The sequence below is a fragment of the Streptococcus infantis genome (genome assembly GCF_047464715.1).
In the GTDB taxonomy this organism is placed as follows: Bacteria; Bacillota; Bacilli; order Lactobacillales; family Streptococcaceae; genus Streptococcus; species Streptococcus infantis_S.
Window position 1 is genome coordinate 542,191 of record NZ_JASHBJ010000001.1, and the last position, 21,401, is coordinate 563,591.

Below are 21,401 nucleotides of genomic sequence, written 5' to 3' on the forward strand. Positions count from 1 at the left end.
AACTATAAGAAATTAAACTTAGAAAGGCAAGATTATGTCAACTCTAGATAAAAATCTTCTGCTTGAAATGTTCCGAAAGATGGAAGAAATCCGTCGCATGGACTTGAAGATTGCTCAATTAGTAAAAAAAGGGAAAGTGCCAGGAATGACGCACTTTTCTGTTGGTGAGGAGGCTGCTAACGTTGGGGCTATGTTAGCTCTTAATGAAGATGACCTTATCACATCAAACCACCGTGGTCACGGTCAAGCCATTGCTAAAGGAATCGACCTTAATGGTATGATGGCTGAAATCCTTGGTAAGTATACTGGAACTTGTAAAGGTAAAGGTGGATCAATGCACATCGCCGACCTTGATGCAGGTAACCTTGGTGCCAACGGTATTGTTGGTGGTGGTATGGGTATTGCAGTAGGTGCAGCCCTTACTCAACAAATGAAAAACACTGGTAAAATCGTTGTCTGCTTCTTTGGTGATGGAGCGACTAACGAAGGTGTATTCCACGAAGCTGTTAATATGGCCTCAATTTGGAATCTTCCAGTTATTTTCTACTGTATCAATAACGGTTATGGAATCTCTGCTGACATCAAGAAAATGACTAATGTTCAGCATATTCACGAGCGTAGCGCTGCTTACGGCATTCCTGGAATGTTTATTCCTGATGGAAACAATGTAATTGATGTATACGAAGGATTTAAGAAAGCAGTTGACCATGTTCGTTCTGGGAAAGGCCCTGTCTTAATCGAAAGTGTAACTTACCGTTGGCTTGGTCACTCATCATCAGACCCTGGTAAATATCGTACACGTGAAGAAGTCGATGAGTGGAAGGAAAAAGATCCAATCGAAAACCTCCGCAAGTACCTTGTTGAAAACAAGATTGCTAGTGCAGAAGAACTTGAAGAAATTCAGGCTCAAGTCAAGGAAGCAGTGGAAGCATCTGTTAAGTTTGCAGAAGAAAGTCCATTCCCTCCGCTAGAATCAGCTTTTGAAGATATTTACGCAGACTAAGGAGAAGTAGAGAAAATATGGAAACAAAATTAATGTCTTTCCGCGATACCATTATCCTTGCAATGTCTGAGGAAATGCGTCGTGATGAAAATGTGCTTTTGATGGGTGAGGATGTCGGAGTTTTTGGTGGAGACTTCGGAACTTCTGTAGGAATGTTAGAGGAGTTTGGGCCAGAACGTGTACGTGACTGTCCAATCTCTGAAGCTGCAATTTCTGGTGCAGCAGCAGGTGCTGCTATGACAGGACTTCGTCCAATCGTTGACATGACTTTCATGGACTTTTCTGTTATTGCCATGGATAATATCGTCAACCAAGCAGCTAAAACTCGTTACATGTTTGGTGGTAAAGGTCAAGTGCCTATTACAATCCGCTGTGCTGCTGGTAACGGTGTAGGTTCTGCAGCTCAACACTCACAATCATTGGAATCTTGGTTCACTCACATCCCTGGATTGAAAGTTGTTGCTCCTGGTACGCCTGCTGATATGAAGGGACTTCTTAAGTCTTCTATCCGAGACAACAACCCTGTTATCATTCTTGAATACAAATCGGAATTTAACCAAAAAGGTGAAGTACCAGTAGATCCTAACTATACCATTCCACTTGGAGTTGGTGAAATTAAACGCGAAGGAACAGATGTAACTGTCGTAACATACGGTAAAATGCTTCGTCGTGTTATGCAAGCTGCTGAAGAATTGGCTGAAGAAGGCATTTCAGTTGAAGTGGTAGACCCACGTACCTTGGTTCCGCTTGATAAAGAAATCATTATTAACTCTGTCAAGAAAACAGGAAAAGTCGTTCTTGTTAATGACGCCCACAAAACAAGTGGTTATATCGGTGAAATCTCAGCTATCATTTCTGAATCAGAAGCATTTGATTACTTGGATGCTCCAATTCGTCGCTGTGCAGGGGAAGATGTGCCAATGCCTTACGCACAAAATCTTGAAAATGCAATGATTCCAACAGTTGAAAGCATCAAAGATGCAATCCGCAAAACTCACAACAAACAATAATACATAACATAAATTATGTAATGTTTGTTAAATTAGACGAGGAAACTTTGTATATAGTGATGCAAAGTTCTCTGCGTCCTTGATATCTTAGATTAGAGCACGGGCTAAAAGCTCGGAAAAAAGATAAATCTCCTTGACTTCATCGAAGTCTGCGTTGATTTCCTATTTTTCGGTCGCTTTTAAACGCCCTTTGCATCATAAATAGAATAGGAGAGGTCATGGCTGATGATAAGCTAAGAGCGACTCCTGCAGCTAGAAAATTAGCGGATGATTTAGGAATTAACCTCTATGACATTTCTGGCTCAGGCGCAAACGGTCGTGTCCACAAAGAAGACGTGGAAACATATAAAGACACTAACGTGGTTCGCATTTCACCACTCGCAAAACGAATTGCATTAGAACATAATATTGCTTGGCAAGAAATCCAAGGAACAGGTCATCGTGGTAAAATCATGAAGAAGGACGTTTTGGCCTATCTTCCTGAAAATATCGAAAATGACACCATTAAATCACCTGCTCAAATTGAGAAAGTGGAAGAAGTTCCAGACAACGTAACGCCTTATGGAGAAATCGAACGCATTCCGATGACTCCTATGCGTAAGGTTATTGCGCAACGTATGGTTGAGTCATACTTAACTGCTCCAACCTTTACACTTAACTACGATGTTGATATGTCTGAAATGTTAGCACTTCGTAAGAAAGTTCTTGATCCAATTATGGAAGCAACTGGTAAGAAAATCACTGTTACAGACTTGCTTTCTCTAGCGGTTGTTAAGACTCTTATGAAACACCCATACATCAACGCTTCACTGACAGAAGATGGTAAGACAATTATTACTCACAACTATGTAAATCTTGCAATGGCAGTTGGTATGGATAACGGTCTTATGACACCAGTTGTCTACAACGCTGAAAAACTCAGCTTGTCTGAATTGGTTGTTGCATTTAAAGATGTCATCGGACGTACTTTGGATGGTAAACTATCTCCTAGCGAATTGCAAAATTCAACCTTCACCATCAGTAACTTGGGAATGTTTGGGGTTCAATCATTTGGTCCTATCATCAACCAACCGAACTCAGCCATCCTCGGTGTTAGCTCAACAGTTGAGAAACCGGTTGTAGTAAATGGTGAAATCGTGATTCGTCCAATTATGAGTCTTGGATTGACAATTGACCACCGTGTCGTAGATGGTATGGCTGGTGCTAAGTTTATGAAAGACTTGAAAGCTTTGATTGAAAACCCAATCTCAATGTTGGTTTAAAATATTTGTTTTAGAAATATAGATAAAGGAAGTAAGATATGGCCTTAGAAGTAATTATGCCAAAAGCCGGCGTGGATATGACAGAAGGACAAATCGTCCAATGGAATAAAAAAGTCGGAGAATTTGTAAAAGAAGGAGAAATCCTTTTGGAAATCATGACTGACAAAGTCAGCATGGAATTGGAAGCAGAAGAAGATGGATACTTAATCGCTATTCTAAAAGGCGACGGAGAGACTGTCCCTGTTACTGAAGTTATCGGTTATCTTGGTGAAGAAGGGGAAAATATCCCAACAGCTGGAGCGGCTGCACCAGAAGCTAGCCCAGCACCTGCAGCAAGTGCCTCAAACGATGATGGTAAGAGCGATGATGCTTATGACATCGTTGTTATCGGTGGTGGACCTGCTGGTTATGTATCTGCTATTAAAGCTGCACAATTAGGTGGTAAAGTTGCTCTTGTTGAGAAATCTGAACTTGGTGGAACTTGTTTGAACCGTGGATGTATCCCAACTAAGACTTACCTCCATAACGCCGAAATTATCGAGAGTATCGGTCATGCAGCAAATCGTGGTATCGTAATTGAAAATCCTAATTTCACAGTTGATATGGAGAAACTTTTAGAAACAAAATCTAAAGTTGTCAATACCCTTGTAGGTGGTGTTGCAGGACTTCTTCGTAGCTATGGAGTTGATGTTCATAAAGGTATCGGTACTATTACTAAAGATAAGAATGTCTTGGTAAATGGTTCTGAATTGCTTGAAACTAAGAAGATCATCCTTGCTGGTGGTTCAAAAGTAAGCAAAATCAACGTTCCTGGTATGGAATCATCTCTTGTAATGACTAGTGATGACATCCTTGAAATGAACGAAGTTCCAGAAAGCCTTGTGATTATTGGTGGTGGTGTCGTTGGTATCGAACTTGGTCAAGCCTTTATGACATTTGGTTCAAAAGTTACTGTTATCGAAATGATGGACCGCATTGTACCAGCTATGGATGCTGAAGTATCTAAGAACCTACGTCTAATCCTAGAACGTAAAGGTATGACTATCTTGACAGGTACTAAACTCCAAGAAATCATTGAAGAAGATGGCAAACTCCGTATCAAGGTTGAAGGAAAAGATGATATTATCGCGAATAAAGCCCTTCTTTCAATCGGTCGTGTTCCAGATCTTGAAGGTATCGGAGATGTTGAGTTTGAATTAGACCGTGGTCGAATTAAGGTCAATGAATACATGGAAACTTCTGTTCCAGGTATCTATGCACCAGGTGATATCAACGGTACTAAGATGTTGGCTCACGCTGCCTTCCGTATGGGTGAAGTAGCAGCTGAAAATGCTCTTAAAGGAAACCACGTTGTTGCGAAATTGAACTTGACTCCTGCAGCGATCTACACACTTCCAGAAGTAGCAGCAGTTGGTTTAACAGAAGAACAAGCTCGTGAAAAATACGATGTCCAAATCGGTAAATTCAACTTTGCTGCAAACGGACGTGCCATTGCATCTGATGCAGCTCAAGGTTTCGTTAAGGTTATTGCCGATAAGAAATATGGCGAAATCCTTGGAGTTCACATCATTGGTCCTGCAGCAGCAGAATTGATTAACGAAGCGTCAAGCATCATCGAAATGGAAATCACTGTTGAAGAAATGCTTAAGACAATCCACGGACACCCAACATACTCTGAAGTTATGTACGAAGCGTTTGCGGATGTTCTTGGAATGGCTATCCATTCACCTAAGAAAAAATAAAAATAGATAGACTAGACTGGAATTATTTTCCAGTCTCTATCGTATTAGAAGGTATCTTATGAAATACATTATCAATCATTCAAATGACACTGCCTTTAATATTGCTTTAGAGGAATATGCTTTTAAACATCTTTTGGACGAGGATCAAATCTTCCTTCTTTGGATCAACAAACCATCTATTATTGTAGGTCGTCACCAAAATACCATCGAAGAAATCAACCGTGATTATGTTCGTGAACACGGAATTGAAGTAGTACGTCGTATCAGTGGTGGTGGAGCTGTTTATCATGATTTGAACAACCTCAACTATACAATCATTTCAAAAGAAGATGAAAACAAAGCCTTTGACTTCAAGAGCTTCTCTACTCCAGTTATCAATACTTTAGCTGAACTTGGTGTTAAAGCTGAATTTACAGGCCGTAACGACTTAGAAATCGACGGTAAGAAATTCTGTGGAAATGCACAAGCCTATATCAATGGCCGTATCATGCACCATGGTTGCCTTCTCTTCGACGTTGATTTGTCAGTCCTTGCTAACGCACTCAAAGTTTCTAAAGATAAGTTCGAATCAAAAGGCGTTAAATCAGTTCGCGCACGTGTAACCAATATCGTAGATGAATTGCCAGAAAAAATCACCGTTGAAGAGTTCCGTGACTTGCTTTTGGAATACATGAAAAAAGAATACCCTGAAATGACAGAGTACGTTTTTTCTGAGGAAGAATTGGCTGAAATCAATCGAATCAAAGAAACTAAGTTTGGAACTTGGGACTGGAACTATGGGAAATCACCTGAATACAATGTCCGTCGTGGAACTAAATTCCCAAGCGGTAAGGTTGAAATCTTTGCTAATGTTATTGAGTCAAAAATTCAAGATATCAAGATTTACGGTGACTTCTTCGGTATCGAAGATGTTGCAGCAGTAGAAGATGTTCTTCGTGGTGTCAAATACGAACGTGAAGATGTTCTTAAAGCCCTTCAAACCATTAACCTAGGTCGATACTTCGCAGGAATCACTGCAGAAGAAATTGCTGAGGCAGTTGTAGAATAAAATCAAAAGAGATCCATGTAATATGGATTTCTTTTTGTTTAAACTTGATATTAAAATTTGATGGGAGTATAATATTGTGAAAATTTAAATAAATGAGGCCTAATATCAATGATAAAAATTCCAATTGAAAATCTCGGACTATTTGAACAGTTAGATCGTACTGTGGTAGCATTTTTAAAAAAACAAGAATCTACAAATCCTTACGATTTGATTATTAGTATCACACAAGAACACTTCGATAAGAAAAGACAAGAGTTAGAACCATTAGGTTTTCAAGCTGTCCAAATCCCACTGGGAATGGCTTTAGATAATGTCATCCAGCAACCTCATTATAAAAGCTTAATCATTGAAGGACTTGCTCCTGAGGAAATTATCGTTAGCAAAGAAGCATTAATGCCTATGAAAGACATTGTTGATAGTTTTTGTATTATGTATGCTGCAGCTAATAACCGCCTTAAAAATAGTAAAGCTTATGAATTAATGAAAGATAAAACGGTCTACTTTATTGGAAAACTGCTTACTGACATTCCTCAAAAAGGTGATGAAATTTCTTATATGGGCATTGATAGAACAGCTAACGATGGTACGCCATATGAAGCTGTTAAATGCTTTCTAACGAAAGAAAGTGCTGAGAAGTACAACGAAGAGAAAAGACCTGTTAGCCCTGCGAATCTGGCTTATCTAAAGTCGTTTTTGGGAAAACCAGTCATTATTGAGCCACACCGTAATTATTGGATCGAATTTTTATAGAATAATAAAAGAGCGTAAGATTCGATAAAAAATCCTACGCTCTTTTTCTAACTCTAAAACGTTACATAATTTATGTTATGTAGCTTACAAACTATCCAGGGCATTTTTCTGTTCATCATTAACAATATGCGTATACAAGTCGGTAACTTGTGTGCTGGCATGTCCCAGCTGGTGACTGACCAGAACCTGTGATTTGGTTGCATCATATAGACGCGTTGCCAATGTATGGCGTAATTTATGGGGTGTCACGCGAACTTTGAAGTCTTCCGAATACTTAGCCACCATCTTTTCAACACTAGAAGCATCAATTCGGTTTGGAACACCTCGATACAAGGTCAGAAATAGGGCTGTATCAGTCTTTTCTGTCTTGTAACGTTTGTCTCGAATTTCAAGATATTGCTCCAGATAAGGCTTAGCAAAGGCAGCAACATTGACAGAGTCTCGTTTTCCACCTTTTCGAGTGACGTCAATCACCATCATCTTAAGATTGAGGTCACGAAGGTCTAGGTTAACGGCTTCAGAGAGACGGACACCAGAGGCGAGAAGGAGTGCTATAATGGCTAAATCTCGCTCTTTATTCTTATTAAAGGAAGCTAGGGCACGATTTGAGAGAGTTTTTGGGTATTCCTCATCGATATAATTCAAAAACCCCTCTGTTTCATCTCCTAAAAAGAGCTTTTGCTTGATATTTTCGGCTCGAGCAGCCAAAGTTTCTTTCTTTTTCTTGGTAGCAACTTTCTTCATAACATTACGGTAGAAATATGGTTCGCCTTGCTCGTTTTCAACCTCCTCAGTCAAGTACTTATAAAGACTAGAAAGCGCTGATAAAGTACGGTTGATGGTTGTTTGGGAGACACCATTCTTTGTCGTATTAGCATTGAGCAAAGGACGCTCCCGTAAGTAAAGAATAAAAGATTCCATGTCTTTCTTGGTCATGTTCTCAAGAACATCCAAAGGAATATTTGCCATAGTATCAGCATCCGATATACCAGATTCCAAGACCCAGGTAAAAAATCGATCGTATTCCTTTAAGTATTCGTACAAGGTCGTAAAACTGTATGGAACAGCTAGTTTTGATTGATAGTATTCCAGAACGTACCAGGGCATGACTTGTTTGAGTTTATCAATACGTTCTAATAAGATCTCGCGTTTCATGTTTTTCTCCAAATCTTTCTATACTAGTAGTATAGCATAGCTATATATTTTTTTCAAGAAAATTATAGTTTTTCGGAAAGATGTTATAGGTGATATATGCAATAACTAAATCTTAAACCATAACCAAAAATTATTTTAGAGCTAATTATTCTTAATTATGTACTTTATCTAAGTGAAAACTGAAAATTTTTCAATTGTACATTTTGACAATATAAAAATACTTTATATTACTTAAATAAAGTTTTCTTATTTTTTTATATCTTTTTTAAACTGTATAAAATGTTCTTGCTTTCTTCTGTAACCTTTGCAAATCGAACATGCCTTTTTATTTCGTTTTCTGTACGCCATTCTTTCTTTAACTTGAATTTTATAACGATGATCTGAGTTTTCCTGACATATCCACCATACAGACATATTACTCAACTCTGTGATTTCAGTTGGATTTGCTATTAGGAGGTTATTTACATAATCCCACTCATGCATTAGAGTTTGTTGTGTCGTTGCTAAGTCGTTAAATCCTTTTAAAACTTTTTGATTCGTGCACAAGTATGTAAATATTGTAAAACAATTTCAAAATGTGGTAGACTAGATATGAATTTTGATGAACGATAATTAGGTCAGAGAAAAGGTTACAGATGGAAAGATTAGTTTTTATTGGGTTGCTAGTGTTCTTGGCAGTTGTGTTTATTGGAATATTGTTTTGGCTGCGTTTTAGAATGAAGAACACCTTTGAGAACGGTGTTCCAGTGTACGATGCCCCAGCAAATAATCAGACTAGGACGAGTAAGCTAAGCGTAGGAGAGTATGCAGTGCACATAGTTTTAATACTAATTAGCGCTGTAATTGCCTTTAAGGTCATGGGCATGTTCCGTCATGGGGCGGCGCCAATTGGTGCTGCTATAATCACGCCTTCTATAATGGCGCTTTTCAATGCACGAAAGAGAACCGGGAAATCTTGGATAGGTATCGTTGCAGTGCTTATGGTATTCGTTTTTTTGATGTTTGTATATATAATTATAGGTCTACCTGATAACGCACCTCCACTTAAAATTGACAGAACTGAAATTCATCTTACAGAGACTAAGATTTCGGATTTGATAGACCAGGGGTTTGAAATCTATGTATCAAATGGTAGACATGATTATCCTAATTATAATGAGCTTTTGACATCGGGAAGCTATTATAAATACCAAGGTTCCGGTGTAACAGTGCCAAGCGGATTTAAGTCATATGACTCTGCAGTCACACGATCGACTTATCTTCTTGTAAAGAAGAATGTAGTTCTCGGATGTATAGGTGTTTACGGAGATAAGAGGAAGAGTACGGAGCTGAAGGACTGTGTAGTTACGCAGGTTTGCTTCGATTCTGAATGCACAACTGCTGCTAAAAAATATGGAATTTCATATAATATAGATGGTATAGATTTACTAAAGAAGCTTGACGAAAACGAGTTCACGAAAGTATTTGGGAAAAAAATATGGCTGACTCCAAGCGAGCCAAGAGATGAATATTTGGGACATTACGGTGTGCAGTGGGGAGCAGGTAACAATGAATTCTTTTGGAATCATTATTTTATGAATTTAAACCTTGATTCGAATAATGATATAGTTAATTTTAATTTTAGTTCTAATATTGCAGCAGAGCGATAGAAGAATTTGCAGGGATAATTAGGCAAAATGAAAAAGAAAAAAGTACTAAGTAAGACAAAGTATGCTATTTATCTTCTGATGGTCCACCTTATATGCATACTTTTCACTATAAGCAAAATAATGATACCTTCATGGGGGCACTGGTTAGAGACGACACGTTTTCTTTGGACAAGCTTTCCTACCTATGTATGCGTGTTAATAGCCATTTTCCCAATGGTATGCTTTTGGCCATATTTGATTAGTGCAGATTTTAAGCCGGGTACATCAAAGACCTTGCTTGCTACTTTTGGTCTAATAGTAGGTAACGTGACTCTGATTTTGATATATACGACTATTTTGCACAAGGTATTATAGGTATAAAAGAATCCCTTTTTATAGGGATTTTTTGATTGCTTCAAGTAGCTCGTCATATTCTTCAAATGCTGGAACCTCAGGATGCTCCTTCTTGATTGATTCGGTGCTTCTAAACAAGAATCCTTGTGGGTGTCTCCTTGAAAGAAGTCGGCTTAATCGACGGTCAAGGCAGTTGATGACTTACTAGAAAATTGTTCTCAACCCTATGTTTTAGCTGATTTAGCTTATCTTAGCTATGAACTCAGAGAACAGTTGAAACAGAAAGGTTACCATCTTTGGACGCCTTTACGTCAAAATATGGCAAGAGCTAAACAACATAATCATTGGAAACTAATGGCTATGAGACGGACTATTGAAACTCGATTTTCAGAACTTTGTGCTTTTTTGATGTCGAACAAACACCAGCTAGAAGGCTTAACAGGATTGCAGTTGAGAATGGAGCAAATTTTCTGACTAATAATCTGAGATACTTTGAGATTAACTAGCACCACGAGTAAAAATCTATATCTTACTATCAATAAGACCTTAAATGAGTAGCAAAAAATGTACAATTGAACCACTACTTCTTCTGCACCTATTAGAGTAAAAATGTGCAAATCAATTCCTTAAATCAGATGATGTTATGAACTAGAAAATATACAAAATAACACTTCAAAATAATGTACAAAATAAAAATAAAGTACACTCCTTAAAGAATGTACTTTATGCTTCTAATTCAGTTGTATCAATAGTTTAGCTCACGTTAAGTCAATTGTACATAAAATTTTAGTTTTGCTAGTGTATAGTTTGTAACCAAAAATTTTTTTAGTTTTTCTTTTAATTAATTTATTATAATTAAAATTTTTTATACTTTTTGCTAAAGGCTCCTCCGTCGATCTTCAACTCTAGTAAATGTAATTCAAGTAAAATTTGATTCTTATTATCTATCATAAAAACTTATCTATCATAAAAACCAAATCAAATTTGATTTGGTTTTGGATTTCTATATTTCATTTTATTAAAATGAAATTTTACTAATACAATCAGTTACGACTATACTCTTCTTTTTTATTCATTACCATATAGCACGAAACTAAGATGACGAAAATTTTTATCAAGTAAGTTTCGTATTGATTAGTATCTATGGTTAGTTGAGACAAGACATTAATAATTGAATGAGTCATTACACAAATCCAGAGATTGTTTGTTTTAATATAAAGTGCTGATAGTATGAAAGAATTTGTCAGTAATCCAATTAAAAACGGCGTCAATTGTAATATTGCCAGAGAACCATCTATGTAAAAGTACAACAGATGCCAAATAGCCCAACTAAAAAAGGTTAAAATTGTTGAGAGGAAATACGGCAAATTTTCTTGTAAAATTGGTTGAAAAACATATCGCCATCCAATCTCTTCTATTCCTCCAAATAAAATAAATTTGAAGAACATCAAAAAAGGGAGATACCAGCTAAATTCTAACATTTTCCCACCAAACAATATGAAAGAAAAATCAAATACAATTAGGAAGAAAGATAATAAATAGTGTTTATAACTAGTATGAATGTTAAAAAAATCTTTTAAAATCTTCTTAAAATGAATATGAAAATATCGATTAGCAACAATTATTCCCCAAAGAGCTGAAGAAATTCCACCTAGAATGATTCCTGAAATAGTTAATACATTAGACTGAACAGAGTAACGATTCAATAGAAAGAAAACTAGACAAACTGATACTAATTGGATAAATGTTCCTAGCAAATATACCAAAATTGCCTTATTATTTTTCATAGAGAAACCTTTCAAAATATATTATAACTTTTCGTAATAAAAATTATGTAAATCAACACTTCTATAAAAGCAAATCTTTCACTTTTCCAATTTCACTTTTTGGAATCACGAGATGAATCATATCACCTAGATACATCCTTGTAGATCCATTAACAGTCTTACTTTTACCGTTATGTACTTGGGTTGTGATAAGCACATTATGAGGTAAATTGAGTTCATGTACTTGTTTTCCAGCTATTTTGTCTGAAACAGGGATTTCTATCAGTGTAACTTCTCCATCATCAGTTGCTGATTCAGGTAACATTTTTTCTAGCATGGCTTCATATACGGGCGCTCCTTTGAGCAAATCCATAACAATATAAGCAACTAGGGTCACCATACCTAAAGGCATGAGATTACGGATATCACCAACCATTTCCGTCACAAGAATCATAGCTGTCAAAGGTGCTTTTGAGATAGCTCCAAAATAACCACTCATCCCAAGGATAACAAAGATAGGAAATTGCTGCTGGCTAACAAGGCCAAGATTGACACAAATAACACCGACCAGAGCACCAAGTAAAGATCCTAAAGCTAAAATTGGTAAGAAAATACCACCTGGCAGTCCACTTCCGTAACTGATCATGCTCCAGATAAAGCGAATGATAAAGTAAAGTAAGAGAATTTGAAAACTATAATCTTGTTCTGTTAAGGATAAGACAATCTGATTTCCCCCACCAAGTATTTGTGGTAGAAAGATTCCTACTGGAATAATCAGGAGAAAAGCAAAAATTGGATGATAAGCTTTGTCAATGTGAACCTTTTTCCCAATCCAATCATATACTTTTCCGACATTTAGAACAGCTTTCTCATATAGATATCCAGAAACTCCAAGAAAAATCCCCATAACCAGATAAATCCAATATTGACTAAGATTCATTTGAGGAATATTATCAGGCATATCAAGCACAGGAGTTAAGCCAAAGATGAGAAGGGAAACGAAGTTTGCTACTAGACTGGCTGCCAAGGTAGAAACCCAGAAGAATCGTGAAAAATGGTGGTAGACCTCTTCTACTACAAATAATAGCCCTGCAATCGGTGCATTAAAGGCTGCAGCAAGTCCTGCAGCAGCTCCGCTAGCAATCAAAGAACGCTCCTCAACAGGGCTAGACTTGAGCCATTTAGCAATTCCTTTTCCTCCAGCGGCACCTAGCTGAATACTGGGACCTTCACGACCGAGCATGAGCCCACTCGCAATGGCCAAGATACCTAGAATATATTTCTTCCAGAGGACACTCCACCAGTTGAGAGACATGAGACCTTTTAACTCCGCTTCAACTTGAGGAATACCAGAACCTTTGATATCTTTTTCTGACCGCGTTAACTTGGCACTAAGCCAGCATATATAAAGATAAAGAAGGAAAATAATCAATAGATTCTGTATCAGATTTTCTTGGTCTTGATAAAATCCTTGAACGATATGAAAGCCTTTTTCAATCAAAAATCGAAATGATCCGACTATAATTCCTACAACTAATCCGACAATAATACCTCGCCCTACTTGAGCTAAGATCGTACTGGACGCGAAGGCAAATTCTTTCTTAGAACTAAGTATTTCCGATTGTTCCTCCATAATTCTCTCCTTTAATTATCTTTTACTAGTTTCTGAAACGATCGTTTTAATCGGTTCAAAACTGGTGCGATGAATAGGTGTGACACCGTGCTTTTCAATTCCTACTAGATGCTTAGCAGTTCCATAGCCAGCATTTTGAGCAAAATCATAGCCTGGAAATTCTTGGTCATAGTTTGCCATAATCTTATCTCTGGTAACTTTAGCTATAATCGATGCTGCTGCAATAGATAAGGAGTTGGCATCTCCTTTGATGATGGATGTCTGAGAAATTGGCAAATCCAACTTCATAGCATCAATCAAAAGATGTTCTGGCTGAGGTTCAAGTTGAGAGATAGCTTCCCTCATGGCTAGTTTCGTCGCTTCGTAGATATTGACTTGATCAATGACTTGATTGTCCATAATCCTGATACCGATTGCTAGGGCATTCTCTTTGACAGCCTGAAAAATCTCCTCGTGTTTTTTCTTAGGAATTTTTTTGCTGTCATTTAAACCTTTAATTTTACAATTTTGAGGTAAAATCACTGCAGCAGCCACCACTGGACCAGCTAGCGGACCACGTCCAACCTCATCTACACCTGCAATTAGGTTAATCCCTTGAACGTAAAGTTCTTTTTCATATCGAAGCATAGATTCTAAGCGAAGATTTTCATCCATTTCCGCTTGGATGGCCTTTTTACGCTTTTCAATTTCCTTTTGTACACCTGAACGAGAATCTTTTTCAAATTCCTTAAATAAGGGGCTCTCAAGATCAGTTATCTTTGCTAATTCTTCTTTTATTTCTTTAATCGTTACCATTGAGATCATCCAATGTATCTAAGGTATAGTTACCAAGTTTTCCATCACGAACTTCTTTGACAAAGAGATTGTAAAAACGATCGTAATCATCACGGAAACCAAGAATACGCGTCATATCCATGATAATTTCTGGAGCCTCATCGTCGAGATTCATTTGTTTGAAACGTTCTTGAAGCTTTTCAGGATAATGCGTTTTAAAGTAATTGAGACCGAAAATCGTTACCTCATCCATTGGAAGTAACTGATCCTTGATTGCTCCCGTAAGGGCAAGTTTGAGTGCAACAGTTTCATCTTCAAATTTTGGCCAGAGAATCCCTGGAGTATCCAAAATTTCTAAATCCTTATTGGTTTTAAGCCATTGCTGACCTTTTGTCACACCAGGTTTATTACCAACTACAGCAATTTTCTTACCAGCTAAACGGTTCATCAGAGTCGATTTACCAGCGTTTGGAATCCCAATAATCATGGTACGCAAGGTTTCGATTTGAATACCACGTTCTTTTTGACGAGCAATCTTATCTGCCATAAGCTTTTTGGCTGCATCCGTTACTACTTTTACTGTTATTTGTTCCTTAGAGTTGATAGCAAGTGTCTGAATACCTTGTGATTCAAAGTGCTGACGCCACTCTTTTGTTAATGCTGGGTCCGCAAGATCTGCCTTGTTTAGAATCAATAGCCTTGGTTTCTCCCCGATGATTTTAGTCAGCATCGGATTTTGACTAGACAAGGGCAAACGTGCATCTACTAAAACTGTCACAAAATCAACAAATTTTAAATTTTCCTGGACCTGACGTCGTGCTTTGGACATATGCCCAGGAAACCATTGAATAGTTGCCATTTTATTTCCTTTTCTTCATACAAACTTATTCTATAAAACATAGATGATTACTGACTATTTTACCATATTTTGGCTATTTTTGCAGATGAATTATGTCTTTAAAAAAGGGGAATCCCCCTTTACCAAGAAGGAAAGAGGGATTTCATTCTTATTGATGAACAGCTTGCGCTGCTGTGATTAGAGTTAGTTTGTAAACATCGTCAGAGTTACATCCACGAGAAAGGTCATTTACAGGTTTGTTAAGTCCTTGCAATACAGGTCCAACTGCAGCAAATCCGCCAAGACGCTCTGCCATCTTGTAACCAATGTTACCAGCTTCAATACCTGGGAAGATAAAGACATTAGCTTGTCCAGCTACATTACTTCCTGGTGCTTTAAGAGCTGCAGTTTCTGGAACGAAGGCAGCATCAAATTGCAATTCCCCATCAATTTCAAGGTCTGGACGAAGCTCATGAGCGATTTTTGTTGCTTCAACAACCTTATCAACACTTTCACCAAAACCTGAACCTTTAGTTGAATAGCTAAGCATAGCAATTTTAGGTTCGATACCAAACATCTTAGCTGTGATAGCTGAGTTAATCGCGATTTCAGCTAGAGCATCAGCATCTGGGTTGATGTTGATAGCACAGTCACCGAACAAGTAACGTTCAGTGCCACGAACCATAAGGAAGGCACCTGATGTACGGCTCACATTTGGACGAGTCTTGATGATTTGAAGTGCTGGACGAACTGTTGAAGCTGTAGAGTGAATAGCACCTGAAACCATACCATCGACTAAGCCCATATAGACTAACATAACACCGAAGTAGTTAACATCGTTGCTGAGCACTTCTCTCGCTTCTTCTTCAGTCATTTTTCCTTTACGACGTTCAACAAGTGAAGCAACCATATCTTCAAATTGTGGGTAATGTTCTGGATCGATGACTTCGTAACCTTCTGTAATTCCTTCGATTTCGAGATAGATTTTAATCTTGTCAGGGTTTCCTAGGAGAACTGGGATAACTTCTGTTTCTTTAACCAAACGCTTCGTTGCTTGTAGGATACGTGGTTCTTCACCTTCAGGTAGAACGATGCGAGCATTTTTACCAACTAGGTTGGCTTTCAAACTTTCAAAAACTTCCATGAGTTTTGACTCCTTTTAAGATAAATTATTATTTGATAACTGTGTAATAAGTATGTCGAAATCATCCGGCAGTGGGCACTCAAGCACTAACTGTTCTTCTAAGAATGGATGATAGAACGATAAGTAATGACAATGAAGCGCTTGACGCTCTATGCCGTGGTCTAAACTTCCACCATAAAGGTCATCTCCGAGCAATGGAAATCCAATATGAGAGAAATGAACCCGAATCTGGTGAGTTCTCCCAGTATGGAGACGAATATCAACTAAGTGAATATTCCCATAAGATGCCACGATTTGATAGGACGTATGGGCATATTTCCCACCCTTTGCTACTCGTCGAGTGATGATAGAATCTTCATCTCGAGCTATTGGAGCGATGATTTCTCCCTTTGGTTCCAGATGTCCATCTCCCTTGACTAGGGCGTAATAACGCTTTTCAATAGCCTTTCTTTGCAATTGCTTGTCTAACCTAGCATGCGCATAGCCGTGTTTAGCAAAAAGCATCAATCCAGAGGTATCTCTATCAAGCCGAGTCACAATATGAACCTGCTGATTCTCATAGTTTTGTTTTACATAGTAGCCTTTAATAAAGTTGGCAATGGTATTGGAATGATTGACACTAGGGATTGAAGCGACTCCAGAGGGTTTGTTAATAATCAAGAAATGATCATCTTCGAATAGAATATCTAGAGGATAATCAATTGCTTCAAGTGTCTCGAATCCTTCCTCTGGCGGAATATCAATGACGACCTCATCTCCGATATCTAAGAGATAGGTTGCATTCTGCGGATGCCCGTTGACTCGAATATCACCACCTCGAAACTTAATCTTGGCAAGTAACCCTTTTGAAACTTCATGTTTTTTCAGAAAGGTTTTGACCTTGACATGTTCGTCGGCAATAAACTGAAACCTCATTCGTCCACCTCGCCAATAAAGGCATCTTTAACACGATTCCAAAAACTGGTGTGGCTTGGTGTGGCTACAAAATGAATCTTGTGGTGATCAATCTGATACTCTATTTTCTCAATATTTCGGAAAGAATAAATACTATTATCGATTGAGATTGTGTGATAGTCATTTCGAGTCGGTATCAATTCAATCTTGTCTTTTTTAGGAACAATAATTGATGAACCGAGTGTTCGGTAGATTCGGTTGTTCAAACTGGCGATTTCAGCTAATTGAAGGGCTTCTATGGTAGGATGTAGTACTGCTCCACCAAGTGATTTATTATAAGCTGTACTTCCAGTCGGCGTTGAAACTGTTAGGCCGTCACCACGGAAACGTTCAAAGGGAACATGGTTAATAATGACATCAGCAACCATAGTTCGATCCGCTCGACGAATGCTAGCTTCGTTTAGTGCTCGGAAAGACTTAATTTCACCGTTTTCAAGAAAGATTTTAACACTTAGGAGTGGATAAGAAACTTGAGCTCCATTATCCAACTGTAAATTTGTAACCAATTGGTCCAACTCAAAATCACGATAATCCGTATAAAAACCTAAATGTCCCGTATGAACCCCAACAAAACGAACCTTATCCAGTTGGTTTTCATACTTATGAAAAGCAGATAACAACATGCCATCACCACCAATAGAGACGACGATATCTGGATTTTTATCGTTCAGAATAAAATTATTCTTTTTTAATCGTTCTTTTAACTCGAATAGAACTTTCTGACTCTGAGGCTTACGGTTGGCAATTAGGTCAATTCGTTTACCTGTATTCTTCATCGGTATCGTCACTGTTTCCTACCCCGTCATTTAACTTTCTGTGCAAAGGATCAAAGAGCGCTTGTGCTTCCTGTATATCAGCTCGTATTTTACTCATTTCTTCGTCTAGCTGATGTGAAATTCTGGCTGTAATCTCAAGTCGTTCTTTGATTTCTTCTGGGAAATCTCCTTGATATTTATAATTGAGAGAATGCTCGATTGTAGCCCAAAAATTCATAGCCAAGGTACGAATTTGAATCTCAACTAGAATAGTTTTTGCACCGTAAATCGTATCAACCGTATACTCAATAATCACATGGTAAGAACGATAACCCGATGCCTTTCGATGAGTAATGTAATCACGTTCTTGAACAACTCTCATGTCCTGTCTTTTACGAAGGATAGAAACAACCTCGTTTACGTCGTCTACGAATTGAACCATGACACGTAAACCTGCAATGTCTTGCAAATCCTGTTCAAGTGTGTCATAGCCAATACCCCGGCGTGCCATTTTTTCTTTGATACTTTCAATCGGTTTAACCCGACCCGTGACAAACTCGATTGGAGAATGTCGGTTTTGTTTTCTGTATTGTTTTCGGATTCCTCGGAGTTTAATTTTCAATTCTCCGACAGCTTGAATGTAAGGATCTAAAAATTCTTCCCATTCTGTAATCATATAACTCTTACGTCCAATTCTCTATGCAGTTTAATTTATCTAGTTTTTGATTTTCTCCTGAAAATCATATACAATAAATACAATGCTTATTATACCATAAATCGCTTTCAAATATAAAGAAAAGGTTGTAAAAATGAAACATTTAGAAATTGAAATGAAAACACTTCTCAGTGAAGAAGAATATGATCGTTTGCTAGCTCAGTTTTCAGAAGTCACTCCTATTACACAAAAAAATTACTACCTAGATACGCCTGATTTTTACCTTCGACAGCATAAAATCGCTATGCGCATACGTACTTTTGAAAATAGTGCCGAATTAACCATTAAGATTCCTCAAAAAGTTGGAAACATGGAGTACAATCAATCCCTCACCTTTGACGAAGCTAAAAATTGTCTTGACGATTGTAAACTTCCTCAGGGAATGATTTTAGAAGAACTTTCAAATCGAGGTGTTTCACCAAGTGGATGGATTGTTTTAGGTTGTTTAACCACTGTTCGTTATGAGAAAGAGACGTCTATCGGACTCATGGCACTTGATCAAAGTAGCTACTTCGATGTTGTTGATTATGAACTAGAGTTGGAAGTCGAAAATGGAGACCAGGGAAGTCTTGATTTTCAGGAGTTTTTACAGGCAAATGATATCGAATATAAGAAAGCACCTTCAAAATTAGTTCGATTTATAGAAAATATGAAAAATAACTGAAATAATCAACTTTTTTTGATAAAATATAAGAGATAAAAAATAATAGAATCTGTAATGGACTACAGTTGTTAATAAAATGTTTCCTTTTACTGATTCACATAGTTTATAGAGGACGGTTTATCAATGTCAGATACAAAGAATATGAAGCTTTTTTCACTTTCATCAAATCATGAAATTGCTCAAAAAATTGCGGATGCTGCAGGTGTTCCGCTTGGAAAATTATCATCACGTCAATTTTCAGATGGTGAAATCCAAGTTAACATCGAAGAAAGTGTTCGTGGCTATGATGTTTATATCATCCAGTCTACTTCTTATCCTGTTAGCAATCATTTGATGGAACTTTTAATCACTGTTGATGCCTGTGTTCGTGCTAGTGCAAATACAATCAATGTTGTCATGCCTTATTTTGGTTATGCTCGTCAAGACCGTATCGCTTCTTCTCGCGAACCTCTTACGGCTAAACTTGTTGCAAATATGTTGGTTAAAGCTGGAGTTAGTCGTGTATTGACACTTGATCTTCACGCTGTTCAGGTTCAAGGTTTCTTTGATATTCCTGTTGACAACCTCTATACAATTCCTCTTTTTGCAAAACATTACTGCGATAAAGGCTTGACTGGTTCAGATGTGGTTGTTGTCAGCCCTAAAAACTCAGGTGTAAAACGTGCTCGTAGCCTTGCTGAATACCTTGATGCTCCGATTGCTATCATCGACTATGCTCAAGATGATTCTGAACGTAGCCAAGGATATATTATCGGTGAGGTTGAAGGCAAGAAAGCAATCTTGATTGATGATATTCTAAATACAGGCCGGACTTTCTCTGAAGCTGCTAAAATCCTAGAACGCGATGGAGCGACTGAAATCTATGCAGTTTCAAGTCACGGACTATTCGTTGACGGCGCTGCAGAATTGCTTGATGCAGCTAATATCAAAGAAATCTTGGTTACAGATTCTGTTGTAACAGAAAGTAAAAAACCTAAAAACGTACAATACATTACTGCAAGCGAATTAATTGGTGATGCCATGGTTCGTATTCATGAAAGAAAACCAGTTAGTCCACTATTTAAGTTTAAATAGAAATTAGGTGAGTTTTTGATATATTTAGATAATGCTGCTACGACTCCAATGTCACCTGCAGCTATCTCAGCGATGACTCAAGTCATGCAAGAAACATATGGGAACCCTTCTAGTATTCATAGTCATGGACGCCAAGCAGGTAAATTATTACGAGAAGCGCGTCAAGAGTTAGCGAGTTTACTAGGAACAAAGCCACAGCATGTTTTCTTCACCTCTGGTGGTACAGAAAGTAATAATACTGCAATTATCGGCTACTGCCTTCGCCAACAAGGGCGTGGGAAACACATCATTACTACTGCTATTGAGCATCACGCAGTTCTTGAACCAATTGAATATTTGGTTGAAAATTTCGGGTTTGAAGTAACTATTTTAAAACCTGACAATCAAGAAATCACAGCAGACCAAGTCAAAAATGCTCTTCGTGAAGATACCATTCTAGTTTCAACTATGTTTGCAAACAATGAAACAGGAACTCTATTACCGATTGCTGAAATTGGTGAGGTTTTAAAAAATCATCCAGCTTCTTATCATGTTGATGCAGTTCAGGCGATTGGTAAAGTAGAGATTCTTCCCGAAGAATTGGGAATTGATTTTCTTAGCGCTTCTGCACATAAATTCTATGGTCCCAAAGGCGTAGGTTTCCTATACGCTTCTTCTACAGATTTTGATTCTTATCTACACGGTGGCGATCAAGAACAGAAAAAAAGAGCAGGAACAGAAAATCTTCCTGCAATTATAGGGATGGTCGCGGCACTTAAGGATGATCTTGAACATTTAGAAAGTAATTTTGAAAAAGTTCAAAAGTTACAAGAAACATTTCTAACTGAAATGGATGGATTAAACTACTATCTAAACCAAAGTAAAGAGCAACTTCCCTATGTCCTCAACATTGGTTTCCCAGGACAACGAAATGATCTGCTACTACTTCGCCTGGATCTAGAAGGCATTTCTATTTCAACAGGTTCAGCATGTACCGCTGGTATTGTTCAGGTTAGTCATGTTCTTCAGGCTTTTTATGGAGAAGACTCGCCTCGCTTACACGAGTCTGTTCGCGTCAGCATTTCACCTCAAAATACAGAACAAGAAATGATAACTCTTGCTAAAACTCTTAAAAATATCATCGGAGGATAAC

The 21,401-nt window shown here is 37.8% G+C and carries 20 protein-coding genes and 1 pseudogene; 11 read left to right on the forward strand and 10 right to left on the reverse strand.

Annotated elements, in window-relative coordinates; genetic code table 11:
• Window positions 1-34: 34 nt before the first annotated feature.
• The 6 genes from QM419_RS02725 (at window position 35) to QM419_RS02750 (ending at window position 6,815) form a co-directional block, all read left to right on the forward strand.
• Entirely contained in the window at window positions 35-1,003 is a 969-nt protein-coding gene (locus QM419_RS02725; RefSeq protein ID WP_045616134.1) for a thiamine pyrophosphate-dependent dehydrogenase E1 component subunit alpha, read from the forward strand.
• A 17-nt stretch (window positions 1,004-1,020) separates the two neighbouring features.
• On the forward strand, window positions 1,021-2,013 hold the full coding sequence (locus QM419_RS02730; RefSeq protein WP_414277800.1) for an alpha-ketoacid dehydrogenase subunit beta: 993 nt from the start codon (window positions 1,021-1,023) through the stop codon (window positions 2,011-2,013).
• A 218-nt stretch (window positions 2,014-2,231) separates the two neighbouring features.
• Window positions 2,232-3,275 (forward strand): dihydrolipoamide acetyltransferase, encoded by a 1,044-nt coding sequence (locus tag QM419_RS02735; RefSeq protein WP_178895004.1) that lies wholly within the window; start codon window positions 2,232-2,234, stop codon window positions 3,273-3,275.
• A gap of 38 nt (window positions 3,276-3,313) precedes the next feature.
• On the forward strand, window positions 3,314-5,017 hold the full coding sequence (gene lpdA / locus QM419_RS02740; protein WP_414277801.1) for a dihydrolipoyl dehydrogenase: 1,704 nt from the start codon (window positions 3,314-3,316) through the stop codon (window positions 5,015-5,017).
• 58 nt (window positions 5,018-5,075) lie between these two features.
• On the forward strand, window positions 5,076-6,065 hold the full coding sequence (locus tag QM419_RS02745) for a lipoate--protein ligase (protein ID WP_414277802.1): 990 nt from the start codon (window positions 5,076-5,078) through the stop codon (window positions 6,063-6,065).
• 108 nt (window positions 6,066-6,173) lie between these two features.
• Window positions 6,174-6,815 (forward strand): hypothetical protein, encoded by a 642-nt coding sequence (locus QM419_RS02750; protein WP_414277803.1) that lies wholly within the window; start codon window positions 6,174-6,176, stop codon window positions 6,813-6,815.
• Window positions 6,816-6,899: 84 nt separating this feature from the next.
• On the opposite strand, the gene xerS is transcribed toward QM419_RS02750, so the two are convergent.
• A complete protein-coding gene (gene xerS, locus QM419_RS02755) occupies window positions 6,900-7,970 on the reverse strand; it encodes a tyrosine recombinase XerS (protein WP_414277804.1) in 1,071 nt (356 codons plus the stop codon).
• Window positions 7,971-8,216: 246 nt separating this feature from the next.
• Window positions 8,217-8,453 carry a zinc-ribbon domain-containing protein gene (locus QM419_RS02760; RefSeq protein ID WP_414277805.1) on the reverse strand — a complete coding sequence of 79 codons (237 nt, stop codon included), beginning with the start codon at window positions 8,451-8,453 and terminating at the stop codon, window positions 8,217-8,219.
• 152 nt (window positions 8,454-8,605) lie between these two features.
• Between QM419_RS02760 and QM419_RS02765 the strand changes: the two genes are divergently transcribed.
• Both QM419_RS02765 and QM419_RS02770 read left to right on the forward strand, forming a co-directional pair.
• Window positions 8,606-9,619, forward strand: coding sequence for a hypothetical protein (locus tag QM419_RS02765; protein WP_414277806.1), 1,014 nt, complete (start codon window positions 8,606-8,608; stop codon window positions 9,617-9,619).
• Window positions 9,620-10,135: 516 nt separating this feature from the next.
• Window positions 10,136-10,458: pseudogene (locus QM419_RS02770) on the forward strand (transposase); the annotation flags it as partial.
• Window positions 10,459-10,995: 537 nt separating this feature from the next.
• Here QM419_RS02770 and QM419_RS02775 read toward each other — a convergent pair.
• The 8 genes from QM419_RS02775 to QM419_RS02810 all read right to left on the reverse strand — a co-directional run bounded on the left by QM419_RS02775 (window position 10,996) and on the right by QM419_RS02810 (window position 18,492).
• Window positions 10,996-11,739, reverse strand: coding sequence for a CPBP family intramembrane glutamic endopeptidase (locus QM419_RS02775; RefSeq protein WP_254725897.1), 744 nt, complete (start codon window positions 11,737-11,739; stop codon window positions 10,996-10,998).
• A gap of 61 nt (window positions 11,740-11,800) precedes the next feature.
• Window positions 11,801-13,351 carry a chloride channel protein gene (locus tag QM419_RS02780; RefSeq protein ID WP_414277807.1) on the reverse strand — a complete coding sequence of 517 codons (1,551 nt, stop codon included), beginning with the start codon at window positions 13,349-13,351 and terminating at the stop codon, window positions 11,801-11,803.
• A 15-nt stretch (window positions 13,352-13,366) separates the two neighbouring features.
• Entirely contained in the window at window positions 13,367-14,146 is a 780-nt protein-coding gene (locus QM419_RS02785; protein WP_414277808.1) for a ribonuclease HII, read from the reverse strand.
• Entirely contained in the window at window positions 14,133-14,984 is an 852-nt protein-coding gene (gene ylqF, locus QM419_RS02790; RefSeq protein WP_414277809.1) for a ribosome biogenesis GTPase YlqF, read from the reverse strand. The genes QM419_RS02785 and ylqF overlap by 14 nt, the downstream gene beginning before the upstream one ends.
• Window positions 14,985-15,132: 148 nt before the next feature.
• Entirely contained in the window at window positions 15,133-16,107 is a 975-nt protein-coding gene (gene pta / locus QM419_RS02795; RefSeq protein ID WP_178895014.1) for a phosphate acetyltransferase, read from the reverse strand.
• Window positions 16,108-16,122: 15 nt separating this feature from the next.
• Window positions 16,123-17,022 carry an RluA family pseudouridine synthase gene (locus tag QM419_RS02800; protein WP_414277810.1) on the reverse strand — a complete coding sequence of 300 codons (900 nt, stop codon included), beginning with the start codon at window positions 17,020-17,022 and terminating at the stop codon, window positions 16,123-16,125.
• On the reverse strand, window positions 17,019-17,837 hold the full coding sequence (locus QM419_RS02805; protein ID WP_223333075.1) for an NAD kinase: 819 nt from the start codon (window positions 17,835-17,837) through the stop codon (window positions 17,019-17,021). The genes QM419_RS02800 and QM419_RS02805 overlap by 4 nt, the downstream gene beginning before the upstream one ends.
• Complete coding sequence (locus QM419_RS02810) at window positions 17,821-18,492, reverse strand: GTP pyrophosphokinase family protein (protein ID WP_036754017.1); 672 nt, start codon at window positions 18,490-18,492, stop codon at window positions 17,821-17,823. The genes QM419_RS02805 and QM419_RS02810 overlap by 17 nt, the downstream gene beginning before the upstream one ends.
• Before the next feature lie 133 nt (window positions 18,493-18,625).
• Between QM419_RS02810 and QM419_RS02815 the strand changes: the two genes are divergently transcribed.
• From QM419_RS02815 to QM419_RS02825, 3 genes are all read left to right on the forward strand, one after another.
• Window positions 18,626-19,195: a CYTH domain-containing protein gene (locus QM419_RS02815; RefSeq protein WP_414277811.1), complete on the forward strand. Its 570-nt coding sequence runs from the start codon at window positions 18,626-18,628 to the stop codon at window positions 19,193-19,195.
• A 123-nt stretch (window positions 19,196-19,318) separates the two neighbouring features.
• Entirely contained in the window at window positions 19,319-20,269 is a 951-nt protein-coding gene (locus QM419_RS02820) for a ribose-phosphate diphosphokinase (protein WP_016465844.1), read from the forward strand.
• Window positions 20,270-20,284: 15 nt separating this feature from the next.
• A complete protein-coding gene (locus QM419_RS02825) occupies window positions 20,285-21,400 on the forward strand; it encodes a cysteine desulfurase family protein (protein ID WP_414277812.1) in 1,116 nt (371 codons plus the stop codon).
• Window position 21,401 lies beyond the last annotated feature (1 nt).

Coding starts and splice junctions, on each gene's coding strand:
- QM419_RS02765 (WP_414277806.1), top strand. CDS start 8,606: ATGGAAAGATTAGTTTTTATTGGGTTGCTAGTGTTCTTGGCAGTTGTG.
- QM419_RS02760 (WP_414277805.1), bottom strand. CDS start 8,453: ATGCATGAGTGGGATTATGTAAATAACCTCCTAATAGCAAATCCAACT.
- QM419_RS02780 (WP_414277807.1), bottom strand. CDS start 13,351: ATGGAGGAACAATCGGAAATACTTAGTTCTAAGAAAGAATTTGCCTTC.
- pta (WP_178895014.1), bottom strand. CDS start 16,107: ATGGAAGTTTTTGAAAGTTTGAAAGCCAACCTAGTTGGTAAAAATGCT.
- QM419_RS02775 (WP_254725897.1), bottom strand. CDS start 11,739: ATGAAAAATAATAAGGCAATTTTGGTATATTTGCTAGGAACATTTATC.
- ylqF (WP_414277809.1), bottom strand. CDS start 14,984: ATGGCAACTATTCAATGGTTTCCTGGGCATATGTCCAAAGCACGACGT.
- QM419_RS02820 (WP_016465844.1), top strand. CDS start 19,319: ATGTCAGATACAAAGAATATGAAGCTTTTTTCACTTTCATCAAATCAT.
- QM419_RS02745 (WP_414277802.1), top strand. CDS start 5,076: ATGAAATACATTATCAATCATTCAAATGACACTGCCTTTAATATTGCT.
- xerS (WP_414277804.1), bottom strand. CDS start 7,970: ATGAAACGCGAGATCTTATTAGAACGTATTGATAAACTCAAACAAGTC.
- QM419_RS02785 (WP_414277808.1), bottom strand. CDS start 14,146: ATGGTAACGATTAAAGAAATAAAAGAAGAATTAGCAAAGATAACTGAT.
- QM419_RS02750 (WP_414277803.1), top strand. CDS start 6,174: ATGATAAAAATTCCAATTGAAAATCTCGGACTATTTGAACAGTTAGAT.
- QM419_RS02815 (WP_414277811.1), top strand. CDS start 18,626: ATGAAACATTTAGAAATTGAAATGAAAACACTTCTCAGTGAAGAAGAA.
- QM419_RS02735 (WP_178895004.1), top strand. CDS start 2,232: ATGGCTGATGATAAGCTAAGAGCGACTCCTGCAGCTAGAAAATTAGCG.
- lpdA (WP_414277801.1), top strand. CDS start 3,314: ATGGCCTTAGAAGTAATTATGCCAAAAGCCGGCGTGGATATGACAGAA.
- QM419_RS02800 (WP_414277810.1), bottom strand. CDS start 17,022: ATGAGGTTTCAGTTTATTGCCGACGAACATGTCAAGGTCAAAACCTTT.
- QM419_RS02810 (WP_036754017.1), bottom strand. CDS start 18,492: ATGATTACAGAATGGGAAGAATTTTTAGATCCTTACATTCAAGCTGTC.
- QM419_RS02730 (WP_414277800.1), top strand. CDS start 1,021: ATGGAAACAAAATTAATGTCTTTCCGCGATACCATTATCCTTGCAATG.
- QM419_RS02805 (WP_223333075.1), bottom strand. CDS start 17,837: ATGAAGAATACAGGTAAACGAATTGACCTAATTGCCAACCGTAAGCCT.
- QM419_RS02725 (WP_045616134.1), top strand. CDS start 35: ATGTCAACTCTAGATAAAAATCTTCTGCTTGAAATGTTCCGAAAGATG.